The organism is Actinomadura sp. 1N219, assembly GCF_044326405.1.
Lineage (GTDB): Bacteria > Actinomycetota > Actinomycetes > Streptosporangiales > Streptosporangiaceae > Spirillospora.
The window spans coordinates 61,780-77,994 of the sequence record NZ_JBIRAY010000003.1; the positions used below are offsets into that span (position 1 = coordinate 61,780).

Sequence of the window (16,215 nt, forward strand, 5' to 3'; positions counted from 1 at the left end):
GGGGCGCGGCCTTCGTGTGCGTGGCGCGGGTCAGACGTTGAAGCCGAGGGCGCGGAGCTGGTCGCGGCCCTCGTCGGTGATCTTGTCGGGGCCCCATGGCGGGAGCCACACCCAGTTGATCTTGACGTCCTTGACCATGCCCTCCAGGGCGCTGTGGGCCTGGTCCTCGATCACGTCGGTGAGCGGGCAGGCGGCGCTGGTGAGGGTCATGTCCAGGGTCGCGACCTCGTCGGCGATGCTGACGCCGTACACCAGGCCGAGGTCGACGACGTTGATGCCGAGTTCGGGGTCGACGACGTCCTTGAGGGCCTCGAGGATGTCCTCGTCGGGAATGGCCGTTTCGGTCATGATGCCTCTCCGAGTGCGCGGGCGGTCGCGTCCTTCCACGCCATCCAGGCGAGCAGGGCGCATTTGATGCGGGCGGGGTACTTGGAGACCCCGGCGAAGGCGACGGCGTCCTCCAGGACGTCCTCGTCGGGCTCGACGTCCTGGCCGCGCGACTGCATCAGCGCGCGGAACTCCTCGCCGACCGCCATCGCCTCCTTGACGGACTTCCCGATGACCAGGTCCGACATCACCGACGCGCTGGCCTGGCTGATCGAGCAGCCCATCGCGTCGTAGGACACGTCGGCGACCGTGGCGTCCTGGCCGTCGCCGTCCAGGTGGACGCGCAGCGTCACCTCGTCCCCGCAGGTCGGGTTGACGTGGTGCGCCTCGCCCTCGAACGGCTCGCGCAGCCCCTTGTGGTGGGGGTTGCGGTAGTGGTCCAGGATGACCTCCTGGTACATCCCCTCCAGGTGCATGTGGTCCTCTCCAAGGCTCTCTCGCTACAACCGGGCAGGTCTCGGGGCTGTTCCTCAGGACGTGCCGAAGAACTTCTGGGCCTGCCTGACCCCGTCGGCGAGGACGTCGATGTCGCCGAGGGTGTTGTAGAGGTAGAACGTCGCGCGGGTCGTCGCCGGGATGGCGAAGCGGCGGCAGATCGGCCACGCGCAGTGGTGCCCGACGCGGACCGCGACGCCCAGGTCGTCGAGGACCTGGCCGACGTCGTGGGGGTGGATGCCGTCGACGGTGAACGACACGGCGCCGCCGCGGGCCTCGGTCGTGCCGGGGCCGATGATCCGGACGCCGGGGATCTCGGTGAGCCGCTCCAGCGAGTAGCCGACGAGGGCCTCCTCGTGGGCGTGGACGCGGTCCATGCCGATCTCGGCGAGGTACTCGCAGGCCGCGCCGAGTCCGATCGCCTGCGCGGTCATCGGGACGCCGGCCTCGAACCGCTGCGGCGGCGGCATGAAGGTCGTCTCCTCCATGCGGACGATCTCGATCATGGAGCCGCCGGTGATGAACGGCGGCATCACCTCGAGCAGCTCGTGCCGTCCCCACAGCACGCCGATGCCGGTCGGGCCGAGCATCTTGTGGCCGGAGAAGGCGAGGAAGTCGACGCCGAGGCGGGTGACGTCCACCGGCTGGTGCGGCACCGACTGGGCCGCGTCCAGCAGGACGAGCGCGCCGACGGCGTGGGCCCGCGCCGCGATCCGCTCGATCGGCGGGACGGTCCCGAGGACGTTCGACTGGTGCGTCAGCGCGACGATCTTGGTGCGCTCGTTGACGAGGTCGTCGAGGTGCTCCAGGTCGAGGCGGCCGTCGTCGGTGATGCCGAACCAGCGCAGCGTCGCCCCGGTCCGCCGGCAGAGCTGCTGCCACGGGACGAGGTTGGCGTGGTGCTCCATCTCCGACACCACGACCTCGTCGCCCGGCCCGACCGCGAACCGCTCGGCCTCAGGGCCCGCGGTGGCGGCGTTGCTCATCGCGTACGCGACCAGGTTGATGGCCTCGGTGGCGTTCTTGGTGAACACGACCTCGGCGGTCGACGCGCCGATGAACCGGGCGACGGACGCGCGGGCCTTCTCGTAGCCCTCCGTCGCCTCCTCGGCGAGCTGGTGCGCCCCGCGGTGCGGCGCCGCGTTATAGCGCTCGTAGAACTCGCGCTCGACGTCCAGGACCTGGACGGGCTTCTGCGACGTCGCGCCCGAGTCGAGGTACACCAGAGGGCGCCCGCCGCGCACCGTGCGCTGCAGCAGCGGGAAGTCCTTCTTCAGCTCCTCCGGCAGCAGCCTCATAGCGACGCGCCCGCCTTCGCGTACTTCTCGTAGCCCTTGTCCTCCAGCTCGTCGGCCAGCTCGGGGCCGCCCTCGGCGACGACGCGGCCGCCGGAGAACACGTGCACGAAGTCGGGCTTCACGTAGCGGAGGATGCGCGTGTAGTGGGTGATGAGCAGGACGCCGGTGTCGCCGGACGCGAACCGGTTCACTCCCTCCGCGACGACCTTGAGGGCGTCGACGTCCAGGCCGGAGTCGGTCTCGTCCAGGACGGCGACCTTCGGCTTGAGCATCTCCAGCTGCAGGATCTCGTGCCGCTTCTTCTCGCCGCCGGAGAACCCCTCGTTGAGGCTGCGCTGCGCGAACGCGGGGTCGATGGACAGGTTCTCCATCGCCTGTTTCATGTCCTTGGCGAACTCGCGGAGCTTCGGGGCCTCCCCGCGGACCGCGGTGACGGCCGAGCGCAGGAAGTTGGAGACCGACACGCCGGGCACCTCGACCGGGTACTGCATCGCCAGGAACAGCCCGGCGCGGGCGCGCTCGTCGACCGACATGCCGAGGACGTCCTCGCCGTCGAGCGTGACGGAGCCGGACGTCACCTCGTACTTCGGGTGCCCGGCGACCGCGTAGGCGAGGGTGGACTTGCCGGAGCCGTTCGGCCCCATGATCGCGTGGGTCTCCCCGGCCTGCACGGTCAGGTCGACCCCGCGCAGGATCTCCTTCGCCCCGTCCGAGCCGTCGCCGACGGAGACGTGGAGGTCGCGGATCTCTAGCGTGGCCATGGTGCGTGATGTCCTTCGTGGTGGGGTCAGCCGTCGGCGGCGAGCGAGACGTAGACGTCGCCGTCCTCGACCTTGACCTTGTATGTGGCGACCGGCTGCGTGGCCGGAGGATTGGTGGGCTTGCCGGTGCGCAGGTCGAAGCAGGACCCGTGCAGCCAGCATTCGATGGTGCCGTCGTAGATCTCGCCTTCGGACAGCGAGACCTCGGCGTGGGAGCAGATGTCGTTCACGGCGTAGACGTCGCCGCCGCTGCGCGCGATGGCGACGGGCGTGTCGTCGACCTCGACGGCGAGCGCCCCGTCGGCCGGGACGTCGTCCAGCGCGCACACCTTCACGTACGTCACTTCGCCGCCCCCCGGTCGAGTTCGGCCTCGATGGCCTGCTGCACCTTCTCCCGCACTTCGGGGACCTCGATGCGCTCGATCAGCTGGCCCAGGTAGCCCCGCACGACCATGCGGCGCGCCTGGTCGAAGGTGATGCCGCGGGCCTGGAGGTAGAACAGGTGCTCGTCGTCGAGCCGCCCGGACGCCGAGGCGTGCCCGGCGCCGGCGACCTCGCCGGTGAGGATCTCCAGGTTCGGCACGGAGTCGACCCGCGTCCCGTCGGTGAGGACGAGGTTGCGGTTCAGCTCGTAGGTGTCGGTGCCCTCCGCCTCCGCGCGGATGATCACGTCGCCGATCCAGACGGCGTGCGCGTCCTGGTCCTGCAGCGCGCCGCGGTAGTCGACGCGGCTGCGGCAGTTCGGGACGGCGTGGTCGACCAGCAGGCGGTGCTCCAGGTGCTGGCCGCCGTCCGCGAAGTACACGCCGTACAGCTCGGCGTCGCCGCCGGGCCCCTCGTAGGCGACGGACGGCGAGATCCGCACGACGTCGCCGCCGAGCGAGACGTTGTGCGAGACGAACCGGGCGTCGCGGCCGAGGCGGGCGTGCTGGTGGGACACGTGGACGCTGCCGTCCGCCCAGTCCTGGAGGCTGATCACCGAGAGGCGGGCGCCGTCGCCGACGACGAACTCGACGTTGTCGGCGTACGTCGCGGGGCCGCGGTGCGTCAGCACGACGGTGGCCTGCGCGAACGGCTCCACGATCACGGTCGTGTGGCCGTAGGCGGCGGCCGAGGCGTCCTCGCCGCGCAGCCGCAGCACGGTCGGCGCCGACGCGACGGCCTCCTTCGGCACGGTCACGACGGTGGCCTGCGTGAACGAGTTCCACGCCTGCGCGCTGACCCGGTCGGACGGGACGTAGGCCGTGCCGAGCCGCGCGTCGTCGCGCCCGACGGTCTCGACCGTCACCTCCGGCGCCGCCTCCACCTCGACCAGGACCTTGCCGTCTGCGTCGGCGGTGCCGTTGTGCAGGCCGCGGAGGCGGCGCAGCGGCGTGAACCGCCACTCCTCCTCGCGGCCCGTCGGGACGTCGAAGTCGCCGACGTCGAACGACGCCTTGTCGTGCAGCGTCGAGAGAGGCTTGACATCGAGCCCCATCAGCCGACGGCTCCTTCCATCTGCAGCTCGATGAGCCGGTTCAGCTCGAGGGCGTACTCCATGGGCAGCTCGCGCGCGATCGGCTCGACGAACCCGCGCACGATCATCGCCATCGCCTCGTCCTCGGTGAGGCCGCGGCTCATCAGGTAGAACAGCTGCTGCTCGGACACCTTGGAGACGGTGGCCTCGTGGCCCATCTCGACGTCGTCCTCGCGGACGTCGACGTACGGGTAGGTGTCGGACCGGCTGATCTGGTCGATGAGCAGCGCGTCGCACTTCACCGTGGACTTGCTGTGCTCGGCGCCCTCCTGGATCTGCACCAGCCCCCGGTAGGACGTGCGGCCCCCGCCGCGCGCCACCGACTTGGAGATGATGGTGGAGGACGTGTTCGGCGCGGCGTGCACCATCTTGGCGCCCGCGTCCTGGTGCTGGTCCTCGCCCGCGAACGCGATCGACAGGGTCTCGCCCTTGGCGTGCTCGCCGAGCAGGTACACCGCCGGGTACTTCATGGTGACCTTGGAGCCGATGTTGCCGTCGACCCACTCCATCGTCGCGCCCTCGTAGGCGACGGCGCGCTTGGTCACCAGGTTGTAGACGTTGTTGGACCAGTTCTGGATGGTCGTGTAGCGGACGCGGGCGTCCTTCTTCACGACGATCTCCACGACGGCGGAGTGCAGCGAGTCGGACTTGTAGATCGGAGCGGTACAGCCCTCGACGTAGTGGACGTAGGAGCCCTCGTCGGCGATGATCAGCGTCCGCTCGAACTGGCCCATGTTCTCGGTGTTGATCCGGAAGTAGGCCTGGAGCGGGATCTCCACGTGCACGCCCGGCGGGACGTAGATGAACGAGCCGCCCGACCACACCGACGTGTTGAGCGCGGCGAACTTGTTGTCGCCGACGGGGATCACCGAGCCGAAGTACTCCTGGAAGATCTCCGGGTGCTCGCGCAGGCCGGTGTCGGTGTCGAGGAAGATGACGCCCTTCTCCTCAAGATCTTCGCGGATCTTGTGGTAGACGACCTCCGACTCGTACTGCGCGGCGACGCCGGCGACGAGGCGCTGCTTCTCCGCCTCGGGGATGCCGAGCTTGTCGTAGGTGTTCTTGATGTCCTCGGGCAGCTCCTCCCAGGAGCCGGCCTGCTGCTCGGTGGAGCGGACGAAGTACTTGATGTTGTCGAAGTCGATGGCCGACAGGTCCGAGCCCCAGGTGGGCATCGGCTTCTTGTCGAACAGGCGCAGCCCCTTGAGGCGGAGGGCGAGCATCCAGTCGGGCTCGTCCTTCTTGCCCGAGATGTCGCGGACGACGTCCTCGTTCAGGCCGCGCCGCGCCGAGGCCCCGGCCTCGTCGGAGTCGGCCCAGCCGAACTTGTACTTGTCGAGCCCCTCCAGTTCGGGGTGGGCTGCCGTAGTCATACTTTAACTCCAGAGAGTGATATGTTCGTCACGTCGTGATAGCCAAACGACCGGCGGCAGGACATGCCGTTGCAGGACGTGGAGACTTCGCCGTTGGGCGGTCTAAGAAGCGTCAACCTCGGCCCCCCGGGTCGGAACCCTCGGCTTCGGCCGTCGGGTGGATGTCAAATCGGGGTCCCTCCGGACCATTGCCCCCGCGGGCCCGGTCGGCACAAAGGTCGACCGGGCTGACGTGGGTGGTGCATATGCCGTCGCCGTGGGCGATCGTGGCCAGCCGCTGGACGGGGGTGCCCAGCAGGCGGCTGAACGCCTCGGTCTCGGCCTCGCACAGCTGCGGGAACTCCGCGGCGACGTGCGCGACCGGGCAGTGGTGCTGGCAGAGCTGCTCGCCGCCCCCCGGCTGGGGCGCCTTGGCCGCGGCGGCCGCGTAGCCGTCGCCGGACAGCGCCTCGGCGAGCGTGCGGACCCGCTGGTGGGGCGGGGCCTGCTGCACGACGGGCCGGTAGCGGCGCTCCAGGTCGGCGATCTGGCGCCGGGCGAACTCGGCGACCGCGTGGTCGCCCGCCGTCTCGGCGATGAACCGCAGCGCGCTGGTCGCCAGGTCGTCGTAGGCGTGCACGAACGCGTTGCGCCCGGCGTCGGTGATCGCGAACCACTTGGCGGGACGCCCCCGGCCGCGCCGGGCCTGCGGCGCCCGCGCCTTGCGGACCTCGATCATGCCGTCGGCCAGCAGCGCGTCCAGGTGCCGGCGGATCGCGGCGGGTGTGAGGCCGACGCGCTCCCCCAGCGTGGACGCCGTGACCGGGCCGTGCTCGAGGATGAGCCGGGCCACCCGCGCGCGTGTGTCACGCTCGGTGTGGCCGGGCACGTGGGCGGGCACGGACGGCACGCCGAGGGGCCGCGCGGTGGCGGCCTCTGCGCTGGTCCGGTCCTCGCTCACGTTTTTCACAACATCAGTGTGCCGTAATTCCTTCCCGGCAAACACCGGTTTCCCGATGTCGTGCCTCACGCAGGTAAGCCTTACCTAACCTGCGACTTCGCGCCGGAAGCGGCACCGGGAGCGGCGGCGGCTCCGCGCGGCATGAGGAGCACCGGGCAGGGCGCGGCGCGGACGATCTTGCCGGAGCTCTCCCCGAGGAAGACCTTGCGCAGCGGCCCGTCATGGCTCGACAGGCAGGCCAGCACCTCGCCGGGCAGCATATCGACGGCGCCGAGGGTCTTGGCGATGCCCGTCCCGACGGCGGCCAGGCGCTCCACGGGGGTCCCGCCGCCGAAGCGGGCGGCGGCTTCGCGGAGGTCGTCGTCGGCCTGGGCCGCCTGGCGGTCCAGGACGCCGCCCGCGTCCTTGAACTTCGCCGCGATGCCGGGAGGCCGCAGGACGAGCGTGAGGAGCCGCATCGGCACGTCCAGCGCGGCGGCGATTTCGGCGGCGGCGGACAGCGGGCCGTCCGCGTCCTTGCGACGCCAGTACGCGACGGTCATCCGCTCGAACCGGCCCGGTGGGTCGTCGGCGTAGCCGCGCGGCGCGAGCAGGACGGGGACCGGCGAGCCGTGCAGCAGTTGGTCGGCGGTGCTGCCGATGGCGATGCGCCCGCGCCGTCCGCGCGGGGCGGAGCCGATGACGATCAGGTCGGCGCCGGCGGCCCTGGCGACCTCGATGAGCCCGCGCCCGCTGCCCCGGTGGGAGTGGACGCGGAGCGTCACGTCCGATTCGGGCACGTCCGACGCGGCGAGCTTCCCGGCGGCCTCCGTCAGCGCCGCCTGCGACTCGCCCTTGAGGTAGGCGACCCATTCGGCGTCGACGGAGCCGGGGCCGCGCGCGGGCCACGGCGGCGGATGGACGTTCGCGACCACCAGCGAAGCGCCCGCCGCCCGGACGACCAGCGCCGCCAGCGCGAGGGCGTCGGCGCCGCGGTCGTCGGACGAGTAGCCGACGAGCACCCTCATGGCGTCCCCCTTCCCACCGGTCCGGCCGCGAGCCGGGAGTGGCGGCGGCCGTACAGGAAGTACGCGGCCAGGCCGACGAGGGTCCACAGCAGGAACACCGCCCACGTCACCCCGCCCAGGCCGACCATGAGGTAGACGCAGAACCCGACGCCGAGGAGCGGCGTCAGCGGGTAGAGCGGGGTCCGGAAGCTGCGCGGCAGGTCGGGACGGGTCCGCCGCAGGACGATGACCCCGACGCTGACCAGCGCGAACGCGAACAGCGTGCCGATGCTGGTGGCGTCCACCAGGCGGCCGAGCGGGATCGCGGCGGCGAGGATCGAGATGAACCCCGCCACGATGACGGTGTTGGCGACCGGGACGCGGCGTCCGGGGCTGACCTTCTGGAACACGGGCGGGACGAGCCCGTCCCGCGACATCGCGAACAGGATGCGGGTCTGCCCGTACATGACGGTGAGCACGACGCTGGCGATGGCGATCACCGCGCCGAGCGAGAGAATCATCGAGGGCCAGGTCTGCCCGGTCGCCTCGTCCAGCACCGCGGCCAGCGACGCCTCGGAGCCGCTGATGTCGAACTTCTCCCAGTGCATCGCGCCGACCGCCGCCAGGCCGACCAGGACGTAGATCACGGTCACGATGACCAGCGACAGGATGATCGCGAGCGGCAGGTCGCGCCGCGGGTTCTTGGCCTCCTCGCCCGCGGTGGAGGCGGCGTCGAAGCCGATGTAGGAGAAGAACACCTTCGACCCGGCGGCGCTGATCCCCGCCCAGCCCATCGGCGCGAACGAGCTCAGGTTCCCCGAGTCGAACGCGGTGAACGCGACCGCGCAGAAGAACAGCAGCACGCCGATCTTCAGGAACACCATGATCGTGTTCGCGGTGGCGCTCTCGGACGTCCCGCGCAGCAGCAGGAACATCGCGAACATCACCACGATCACGGCCGGGACGTTGACGATCCCGCCCTCGCCCGGCGGCCCGCTGATCTCCGCCGGGATCGTGAACCCGGCCGCGTCGTCGAAGAACGCGCTGAGGTAGGAGCCCCAGCCGACCGCGACCGCCGACACCGACACGGCGTACTCCAGCAGCAGGCACCAGCCGCAGACCCACGCCACCAGCTCCCCGAGCGTGGCGTAGGAGTAGGAGTAGGACGAGCCGGACACGGGGATCGTCCCGGCCAGCTCGGCGTACGACAGGGCCGAGAACAGCGCGGTCACGGCGGCGAGGACGAACGACAGCACGACCGCCGGCCCGGCCTTCGGCACCGCCTCGCCGAGGACGACGAAGATCCCGGTGCCGAGGGTCGCGCCGACGCTGAACAGGGTGAGCTGCAGGAGGCTCATCGTCCGCTTCAGCTCGCCGCCCTCGCCCCGCCCGCCCTCGGCGACGATCGCGTCGACGGGCTTGGTCCGCAGCAGGCTCCGCCCGAACGAGACCGGCGCGGCCCCCGTGCCGGTCTTCACAGCGTGCTCGCCAGCGGCCAGGTCGCGTTGGGGGTGACGATCGTGCCCGCGGTGCCCTCGAGGATCTGCACGCACTGGTCGAGCATCCCGATCGCGGCCATGTCGCCGGTGCGCTCGACGAAGCTCGCCACCGCCTCGACCTTCGGGCCCATCGACCCGGCGGGGAAGTCCTCGGCGCGCAGCTCGTGCGGGGTGGTGTGGGTGATCTCCTCCTGCTCGGGGGTGCCGTAGCGGCGCATCACCCGCGGCACGTCGGTGAGGATCAGCAGGGCGTCCGCGTCCATGCTCTCGGCCAGGACGGACGCGGTCAGATCCTTGTCGATCACCGCCTCGACGCCCTCCAGCCGCCCGACGTCGTTGCGGAACACCGGGACGCCGCCGCCGCCCGCGCAGACCACGACCGTCCCGAGCCGGACCAGCTCCCTGATCAGCCGGGTCTCGATCACCCGCTGCGGGCGCGGGGACGGCACGACGCGGCGCCAGCGGTCGCCGTCCGGCCGGACCGTCCAGCCGTACTCGGCGGCGAGCTTCTCCGCCTCCTCGCGGTCGTAGACCTGGCCGACGAACTTGGTCGGGTTCTCGAACGCCGGGTCCACCGCCGACACCAGCGTCTGGTTGATCATCGCCATGACCTGGCGTCCCGGCAGCGCGTTCTGCAGCGCCTGCAGCATCCAGTAGCCGATCATGCCCTGGGTCTCGGCGCCGATCGTGTCGAGCGGGTACGGGCGGGTCAGGTTCGGGTCGTTGACGCTCTCCAGCGACAGCACCCCGACCTGCGGCCCGTTCCCGTGCGTGACGATCAGCTCGTGCCGCTCGGCGAGCGGCGCCAGCGCCCGCACGGCCCGGTCGACGTTGCGGCGCTGCGGCTCGGCGTCCGGCGTCTCACCGCGCTTGACCAGCGCGTTCCCGCCGAGCGCGACGACCACCCGCATAGTCCCCCCCGTCCCCCTTGTCAGACCCGCTTGTCAGACCCGCCCGGCGGTCAGCCGAGCGTCGCGACCATGACCGCCTTGATGGTGTGCATCCGGTTCTCCGCCTCGTCGAACACGATCGAGGCCGGGGACTCGAACACGTCCTCGGTGACCTCCAGGCCGTCCATGCCCGTCTTCTGGTAAAGCCGCTCCCCCATGACGGTCTCCCGGTTGTGCAGAGCGGGGAGGCAGTGCATGAACTTCGCGTCCGGGTTGCCGGTGGCCGCCATGACCTCGGTGTTGACCTGGTAGGGGCGGAGCAGCGCGATGCGCTCGTCCCACACGTCGGCGGGCTCGCCCATCGACACCCACACGTCGGTGATCACGAAGTCGGCGCCCCGCACGCCCTCCCGGACGTCCTCGGTGAGGCTGATGTCCGCGCCTGTCGTGGCGGCGACCGCGTTGGACGGCTTGACCACCGTCTCCTCGTCCGGCCACAGGGCCCGCGGCGCGACGATGCGGACGTTCATCCCGAGCAGCGCACCGGCCGCGACGTACGAATGCCCCATGTTGTTGCGGGCGTCGCCCAGATAGGCGTACGTGACGTCGCGCAGGGGCTTGTCGCTGTGCTCGCGCATGGTGAGCATGTCGGCGAGCATCTGCGTCGGATGCCACTCGTCGGTCAGGCCGTTCCACACCGGGACGCCCGCGTGCTCTGCCAGTTCCTCGACGAGCCTCTGGCTGGAGCCCCGGTACTCGATGCCGTCGTACATCCGTCCCAGGACGCGGGCGGTGTCCTTCATCGATTCCTTGTGGCCGATCTGGGTGCCGCCGGGGTCCAGGTAGGTCACGTGGGCGCCCTGGTCGTGCGCGGCGACCTCGAAGGCGCAGCGCGTCCTGGTGGACGTCTTCTCGAAGATCAGCGCGATGTTCTTGCCGGTCAGCGCCGGGTTCTCCGCCCGGCTGTACTTGGCGGCCTTCAGCTCGGCCGCCAGGTCGAGCAGGAATCCGAACTCCCTGGGGGTGAAGTCGAGCTCCTTGAGGAAGCTGCGTCCGCGAAGGTTGAACGCCATACGTGTCTCCTGGGGAAGTCGCGGGCGTCAGGCGTCCCGCTCGATGGGGCAGGACATGCAGCGCGGGCCGCCGCGCCCGCGGCCCAGCTCGCTGCCGCGGATCGTGATGACCTCGATCCCGTTCCGGCTCAGATGGTTGTTGCTCGTCGCGTTGCGCTCGTAGGCGACGACGACGCCGGGCGAGACCGCCAGGACGTTGGAGCCGTCGTCCCACTGCTCGCGCTCGGCGGCGAACACGTCCTGCGTGGGGGTGAGGACCTTGATCCCGTCCAGGCCGAGGGCGGCCGCGATCGCCCGGTCCATGTCCTCGGGCGGATGGTCGGTGATCTTCAGTTCCTTCTCGGTGTCGCCCGGCTCGATGGTGTGGGACGGCAGCATCCCCATCCCCGCGTACTTGGTGAACACCCCGTGGTCGACCATCGTCAGGACGGTGTCCAGATGCATGAACGCCCGCTTCTGCGGCATCCGCAGCGCGACGATGCGGCCGCACGAACCGGCGGCGAACAGCGACTGCGCGAGCATCTCCACGGCCTGCGGCTGCGTCCGCTCGCTCATCCCGACCAGGACGGCGCCGTTCCCGAGGACCAGGACGTCGCCGCCCTCCAGCGTCGCCGGGGCCATCTCCATGCCCTTGTTCCAGACGTGGAATCCGTGTTCGGCGCCGGGCCTGCCGTAGCCGTCGGCGAACAGCGGATGCCACCGGTAGATCGCCTCCATGTTCACCGTCTCGCGCATCCGCGCCTTCTTGCGCATCGTGTTGATCGACACGCCGTCGTAGATCCAGCAGGACGTGTCGCGGGTGAACAGGTGGTTGGGCAGCGGCGGCAGGATGAACCCGTCAAGAGGCACGGAGTGGAACGCGATCGAGGCGGGCTCCGGCATCCGCTCCAGCATCTCCCGCTTGGTGATCCCGCCGACGAGGAACGCGCTCAGCTCGGCGGGGTCCATCGCGTCGAAGCAGTTGCGGATCGCGTCGACGGCGAGCGGCCCGAACCAGTGCGGGTCGACGACGGCGTCGAGGATGTGGACGCGGGCCTCGGGGTTCTCGACGGTCTCGCGCAGCAGGTCGAGGACGAGGTGCGTCTGGACGCCCTGCGCGCGCAGCACGTCCTCGAACTCCTCGTGCTCCTCCACGGCCCGCTTGACCCACAGCACGTCGTCGAAGAGCAGGCCCGCGGCGTTGGACGGGGTCAGCCGCTTCAGCGACAGCTCGGGCCGGTGCAGCAGGACGCCCCGCAGCCGTCCGACCTCCGAGTCGACATGGAACGCCATCCCCCGCACCTCCTCGGGCCCGGCGCCGGTGACGGGTCCCAGGCCGCCGGGCCCCGCCCCCGGCGACAGGCGGTCAATTCCCCCGGCTCACGTGGGCGAAACTAGATCCACTTCCACCCGGCGGCTTTACCGCGCCTTCACCGTCCCGGCGGCGGGACCGGGCGCGGGACCGTCCCTCCGCCGACCTAAACTCGTGGGCATGACACCCCCCGGAGACGGCGCCGTCGAGCTGCACACGCTCGTCAAGCGCTATGGCGCGGCCGGCGGCGCGCGGCCCGCCGTGGACGGCCTGTCGCTCACCGCCGCCCGGGGCGCGGTCACCTCGCTGCTCGGCCCGAACGGCGCGGGCAAGACCACCGTGGTCGAGATCTGCGAGGGGTTCCGGCGAGCGGATTCGGGAACGGTCCGCGTCCTCGGCCTCGATCCCGTGGCCGACGGGCGTTCGCTGAAACCGAGGGTCGGGGTGATGCCGCAGACGGGCGGCGTGCCCGGCACGGCCCGCGCGGGCGAGTTCCTGCGGCTCGTCGCCTCGTTCCACGCGACGCCGCTCGACCCGGCCGCGCTGCTGGAGCGGCTCGGCCTCGCCGGGCACGCCCGCGCCCAGATCCGCCGCATGTCGGGCGGGCAGCAGCAGCGGCTGTCGCTGGCCGCCGCCGTGGTCGGACGGCCGGAGCTGGTCTTCCTCGACGAGCCCACCACCGGCCTCGACCCGCAGGCCAGGCACGCCACCTGGACGCTGATCGAGGAGCTCCGCGCCGCCGGGGTCTCGGTCGTCCTCACCACGCACAACATGGAGGAGGCAGAGCGCCTCTCCGACCACGTCGTCATCGTCGACCACGGCAAGGTCGTCGCCGAGGGCGCCCCCGAGGAGCTGACCGGCGCGGAGCGGCAGCTGCGCTTCCGCGCCCGGCCCGGCCTCGGCCTGGAGGAGCTGCTGTCGGCGCTGCCCGCCGGGAGCGCCGCCAAGGAGTCGCCCGCCGGGCACTACCTGATCGAGGCGGACGTGCGGCCCGAGCTGCTCGCCACCGTCACCGCCTGGTGCGCCTCGCACGGCGTCATGACCGAGGACCTGCGGATCGAGCGCCGCACCCTGGAGGACGTCTTCCTCGAACTGACCGGACGGGAGCTCCGCTCGTGACCGCCCCCATGGACCTCTCCCCGGCGCCCGGCGCGGTGCCGCTGCCGCGGATGATCCTCTCCCAGACGGCCTTCGAGATCCGCGCCGTGCTCCGCAACGGCGAGCAGCTGCTGCTGACGCTGATCATCCCGGTGGTGCTGCTCGTCCTGTTCGGCGCCACGTCCCTGCTCGACCTCGGGCCCGGCCGCCGGATCGACTTCCTCGCGCCGGGCGTCCTCGCGCTCGCGGTGATGTCCACGGCGTTCACCGGGCAGGCGATCGGGACGGGCTTCGAGCGGCGCTACGGCGTCCTCAAGCGGCTCGGCGCGACGCCGCTGCCGCGCGGCGGGCTCATCGCCGCCAAGACCCTCGCCGTGATCGCCGTCGAGGCCGTGCAGGCCGCCGTGATCTGCGCGGTGGCGCTGGCGCTCGGCTGGCAGCCGCACGGCGACCCCTTCTCGGTGATCGTCCTGCTGCTGCTCGGCACGGCCGCGTTCAGCGGCTTCGGGCTCCTCATGGCGGGGACGCTGCGCGCCGAGGCCACCCTCGCCGCCGCCAACCTCGTCTACATCCTGCTGCTGGCGGTCGGCGGCGTCGTCTTCCCGCTGGACGAGTTCCCGGGCGGCGTCCGGAGCGTTCTGGAACTGCTGCCCATCACGGCGCTGGCCGATGGGCTGCGGGACGTCCTCCAGGACGGCGCGTCCCTCCCCGGCACGCCGCTCCTCGTCCTCGCGGTGTGGGCCGTCGCGGGGCTCGTCCTGGCCGGGAGGTTCTTCAAATGGGAGTAGTGCATGGCGCTCGCTGAGGCGCCCGGGTCGCTCGGCGGCGCGTCGCGGGCGTCCGGACGCGCCCGGACGCTGTCGCTCGGGTCGGTGCCGCCGCCCGCGCTGATCCTGCTCGGCATCATCTCCCTGCAGGTCGGCGCCGGGATGGCCAAGCACCTGTTCGACCGGCTGCCGCCGAGCGCCGTCGTGACGATCCGGCTGCTGACGTCCGCGATCGTGCTGGGGTTCCTGGCCCGCAAGGCGATGCGGACGATCCTGCGCGACCACTCCCGCTCCAGCCTCGCCATCGCCGCCTGCTTCGGGCTGGCGCTGGCGCTGATGAACTTCTCGATCTACCAGTCGTTCGCGCGGATCCCGCTGGGCGTGGCGGTGACGATCGAGTTCCTCGGGCCGCTGACGGTGGCCATCGTCGCGTCCCGGCGTCCCAGGGACGCGCTGTGGGTCGTGCTGGCCGGGGCTGGCGTGGTCATGCTGGCCAGGGGCGGCGCCGACGACCTCGACCCGGTCGGGATCGCGTTCGCGCTGCTCGCCGGGGCGTGCTGGGCCGCGTACATCCTGCTGACCGCCGCGACCGGGCAGCGGTTCCCCGGGTCCACCGGCCTGGCCTTCGCCAGCGTCATCGGGTCGATCGCGATCCTGCCGCTGGGCATCGCGTCCGCCGGGTCGGCGCTGCTCGACCCGAAGCTCCTGCTGATCGGGCTCGGCGTCGGGCTGCTGTCGTCGGTGATCCCGTACTCGCTGGAGCTGGAGGCGCTGCGGCGCATGCCCGCCCGCGTCTTCGGGATCCTGATGAGCCTGGAGCCCGCCGTGGCCGCGCTGGTCGGGATGGCGCTGCTCGGCGAGATCCTCACCGGACGCCAGTGGGCCGCGATCTGCTGCGTCATCGTCGCCTGCGCGGGCGCCACCCGCAGTGCGAAGGACCCGCCGGAGGCGCCGGAAGCCTGAGCGGTGGCGGACGGTTGTGGCAGCGTGGAAGGATCGGGATCAAGGATCGTCCAGCGGAATCGTCCAGTGGAAAGGAGCCGCCGTGACCGGCCGGACCGAGGACCAGGGGATACCGCCCGAGTACTTCGAGGCGGGGTCGGCGTCGTTCGTCGACTTCCTGCGCGTCCACTCCCCCGACCTGCTGCCCGTCAACCGGGTGCCGGACGGGGACGTCCCGGAGCTGCCGCACGGCACGACCGTCCTCGCGCTGACGTTCCCCGGCGGGGTCATGATGGCGGGCGACCGGCGCGCCACCCAGGGCAACCGCATCGCCTACCGCCACCTCGACAAGGTGCAGCGCGGCGACGAGTACTCCGCCGTCGCGTTCGCGGGGACGGTCGGGCTGGCGCTGGAGATGGTCCGGCTGTTCCAGGTGGAGCTGGAGCACTACGAGAAGATGGAGACCGTCCCGCTGTCGCTGCCGGGCAAGGCCCGCCGCCTCGGCGCCGTCATCCAGGCCAACCTCGCCCAGGCGCTGCAGGGCCTCGCGGTCGTCCCGCTGTTCACCGGCTACGACCCCGACACCGGCGAGGGACGGATCTACACCTACGACATCACCGGCGCCCCGCAGGAGGCCCGCGACTTCCACGCGGACGGCTCCGGCTCCCCGTACGCGCTCGGCGCGCTGAAGAAGCTGTACCGGAGCGACCTGTCGCTGGAGGACGCGGCGACGGTCTGCGTCCAGGCCCTGTACGACGCGGCCGACGACGACACCGCCACCGGCGGCCCCGACCTGGCCCGGCGCATCTTCCCGACGATCGCGGTCGTCACCGAGGACGGCTACCGGCGGCTGCCGGAGGAGCAGGTGTCCGCGATCGCCGAGGACGTCGTCCGCGCCCGGATGGACGACCCGAACGGCCCCGTCGCGCCGCTGCGCTGACCCGCCCGTCCCGCCGCAT

The 16,215-nt window shown here is 71.4% G+C and carries 17 protein-coding genes; 4 read left to right on the forward strand and 13 right to left on the reverse strand.

The window, feature by feature from the left end; translation table 11 throughout:
- Positions 1-30: 30 nt before the first annotated feature.
- From ACH35V_RS12420 to ACH35V_RS12480, 13 genes are all read right to left on the reverse strand, one after another.
- Entirely contained in the window at positions 31-348 is a 318-nt protein-coding gene (locus ACH35V_RS12420; protein WP_395972132.1) for a metal-sulfur cluster assembly factor, read from the reverse strand.
- Entirely contained in the window at positions 345-803 is a 459-nt protein-coding gene (sufU, locus tag ACH35V_RS12425) for a Fe-S cluster assembly sulfur transfer protein SufU (protein WP_395972134.1), read from the reverse strand. Before sufU ends, ACH35V_RS12420 begins: the two co-directional genes overlap by 4 nt.
- A gap of 54 nt (positions 804-857) precedes the next feature.
- Positions 858-2,120: a cysteine desulfurase gene (locus tag ACH35V_RS12430; protein WP_395972136.1), complete on the reverse strand. Its 1,263-nt coding sequence runs from the start codon at positions 2,118-2,120 to the stop codon at positions 858-860.
- A complete protein-coding gene (sufC, locus tag ACH35V_RS12435) occupies positions 2,117-2,881 on the reverse strand; it encodes a Fe-S cluster assembly ATPase SufC (RefSeq protein ID WP_395972137.1) in 765 nt (254 codons plus the stop codon). Before sufC ends, ACH35V_RS12430 begins: the two co-directional genes overlap by 4 nt.
- Positions 2,882-2,907: 26 nt before the next feature.
- Positions 2,908-3,225: a bifunctional 3-phenylpropionate/cinnamic acid dioxygenase ferredoxin subunit gene (locus ACH35V_RS12440; RefSeq protein WP_395972138.1), complete on the reverse strand. Its 318-nt coding sequence runs from the start codon at positions 3,223-3,225 to the stop codon at positions 2,908-2,910.
- On the reverse strand, positions 3,222-4,358 hold the full coding sequence (gene sufD / locus ACH35V_RS12445) for a Fe-S cluster assembly protein SufD (RefSeq protein WP_395972139.1): 1,137 nt from the start codon (positions 4,356-4,358) through the stop codon (positions 3,222-3,224). The genes ACH35V_RS12440 and sufD overlap by 4 nt, the downstream gene beginning before the upstream one ends.
- Entirely contained in the window at positions 4,358-5,770 is a 1,413-nt protein-coding gene (sufB, locus tag ACH35V_RS12450; RefSeq protein ID WP_395972140.1) for a Fe-S cluster assembly protein SufB, read from the reverse strand. Before sufB ends, sufD begins: the two co-directional genes overlap by 1 nt.
- Positions 5,771-5,882: 112 nt before the next feature.
- Positions 5,883-6,710, reverse strand: coding sequence for a helix-turn-helix transcriptional regulator (locus ACH35V_RS12455; protein WP_395972142.1), 828 nt, complete (start codon positions 6,708-6,710; stop codon positions 5,883-5,885).
- 80 nt (positions 6,711-6,790) lie between these two features.
- Positions 6,791-7,717, reverse strand: a complete 927-nt coding sequence (locus ACH35V_RS12460; protein WP_395972144.1) for a universal stress protein — start codon at positions 7,715-7,717, stop codon at positions 6,791-6,793.
- On the reverse strand, positions 7,714-9,174 hold the full coding sequence (locus ACH35V_RS12465) for an amino acid permease (RefSeq protein ID WP_395972145.1): 1,461 nt from the start codon (positions 9,172-9,174) through the stop codon (positions 7,714-7,716). The genes ACH35V_RS12460 and ACH35V_RS12465 overlap by 4 nt, the downstream gene beginning before the upstream one ends.
- The gene (arcC, locus tag ACH35V_RS12470) at positions 9,171-10,106 is read right to left on the reverse strand and encodes a carbamate kinase (protein ID WP_395972146.1); all 936 of its coding nucleotides are present in this window, start codon (positions 10,104-10,106) and stop codon (positions 9,171-9,173) included. The genes ACH35V_RS12465 and arcC overlap by 4 nt, the downstream gene beginning before the upstream one ends.
- Positions 10,107-10,156: 50 nt before the next feature.
- Positions 10,157-11,158 carry an ornithine carbamoyltransferase gene (argF, locus tag ACH35V_RS12475; protein WP_395972147.1) on the reverse strand — a complete coding sequence of 334 codons (1,002 nt, stop codon included), beginning with the start codon at positions 11,156-11,158 and terminating at the stop codon, positions 10,157-10,159.
- A 27-nt stretch (positions 11,159-11,185) separates the two neighbouring features.
- Complete coding sequence (locus ACH35V_RS12480) at positions 11,186-12,430, reverse strand: arginine deiminase (RefSeq protein ID WP_395972148.1); 1,245 nt, start codon at positions 12,428-12,430, stop codon at positions 11,186-11,188.
- A gap of 199 nt (positions 12,431-12,629) precedes the next feature.
- Here ACH35V_RS12480 and ACH35V_RS12485 point away from each other — a divergent pair, with 199 nt between their 5' ends.
- The 4 genes from ACH35V_RS12485 to prcB all read left to right on the forward strand — a co-directional run bounded on the left by ACH35V_RS12485 (position 12,630) and on the right by prcB (position 16,196).
- The gene (locus ACH35V_RS12485; protein WP_395972149.1) at positions 12,630-13,568 is read left to right on the forward strand and encodes an ABC transporter ATP-binding protein; all 939 of its coding nucleotides are present in this window, start codon (positions 12,630-12,632) and stop codon (positions 13,566-13,568) included.
- 8 nt (positions 13,569-13,576) lie between these two features.
- Positions 13,577-14,335, forward strand: coding sequence for an ABC transporter permease (locus tag ACH35V_RS12490; protein WP_395972727.1), 759 nt, complete (start codon positions 13,577-13,579; stop codon positions 14,333-14,335).
- Positions 14,336-14,338: 3 nt separating this feature from the next.
- The gene (locus ACH35V_RS12495) at positions 14,339-15,277 is read left to right on the forward strand and encodes an EamA family transporter (protein WP_395972150.1); all 939 of its coding nucleotides are present in this window, start codon (positions 14,339-14,341) and stop codon (positions 15,275-15,277) included.
- Between the two features lie 82 nt (positions 15,278-15,359).
- Positions 15,360-16,196, forward strand: a complete 837-nt coding sequence (gene prcB / locus ACH35V_RS12500; protein ID WP_395972152.1) for a proteasome subunit beta — start codon at positions 15,360-15,362, stop codon at positions 16,194-16,196.
- The last annotated feature ends 19 nt before the right edge of the window (positions 16,197-16,215 follow it).

Bases quoted from the DNA above. Each gene is read 5' to 3' on its own strand.
- ACH35V_RS12420 (WP_395972132.1), bottom strand. From the start codon at position 348: ATGACCGAAACGGCCATTCCCGACGAGGACATCCTCGAGGCCCTCAAG.
- sufU (WP_395972134.1), bottom strand. From the start codon at position 803: ATGCACCTGGAGGGGATGTACCAGGAGGTCATCCTGGACCACTACCGC.
- ACH35V_RS12430 (WP_395972136.1), bottom strand. From the start codon at position 2,120: ATGAGGCTGCTGCCGGAGGAGCTGAAGAAGGACTTCCCGCTGCTGCAG.
- sufC (WP_395972137.1), bottom strand. From the start codon at position 2,881: ATGGCCACGCTAGAGATCCGCGACCTCCACGTCTCCGTCGGCGACGGC.
- sufD (WP_395972139.1), bottom strand. From the start codon at position 4,358: ATGGGGCTCGATGTCAAGCCTCTCTCGACGCTGCACGACAAGGCGTCG.
- sufB (WP_395972140.1), bottom strand. From the start codon at position 5,770: ATGACTACGGCAGCCCACCCCGAACTGGAGGGGCTCGACAAGTACAAG.
- ACH35V_RS12460 (WP_395972144.1), bottom strand. From the start codon at position 7,717: ATGAGGGTGCTCGTCGGCTACTCGTCCGACGACCGCGGCGCCGACGCC.
- arcC (WP_395972146.1), bottom strand. From the start codon at position 10,106: ATGCGGGTGGTCGTCGCGCTCGGCGGGAACGCGCTGGTCAAGCGCGGT.
- argF (WP_395972147.1), bottom strand. From the start codon at position 11,158: ATGGCGTTCAACCTTCGCGGACGCAGCTTCCTCAAGGAGCTCGACTTC.
- ACH35V_RS12480 (WP_395972148.1), bottom strand. From the start codon at position 12,430: ATGGCGTTCCATGTCGACTCGGAGGTCGGACGGCTGCGGGGCGTCCTG.
- ACH35V_RS12485 (WP_395972149.1), top strand. From the start codon at position 12,630: ATGACACCCCCCGGAGACGGCGCCGTCGAGCTGCACACGCTCGTCAAG.
- ACH35V_RS12490 (WP_395972727.1), top strand. From the start codon at position 13,577: ATGGACCTCTCCCCGGCGCCCGGCGCGGTGCCGCTGCCGCGGATGATC.
- ACH35V_RS12495 (WP_395972150.1), top strand. From the start codon at position 14,339: ATGGCGCTCGCTGAGGCGCCCGGGTCGCTCGGCGGCGCGTCGCGGGCG.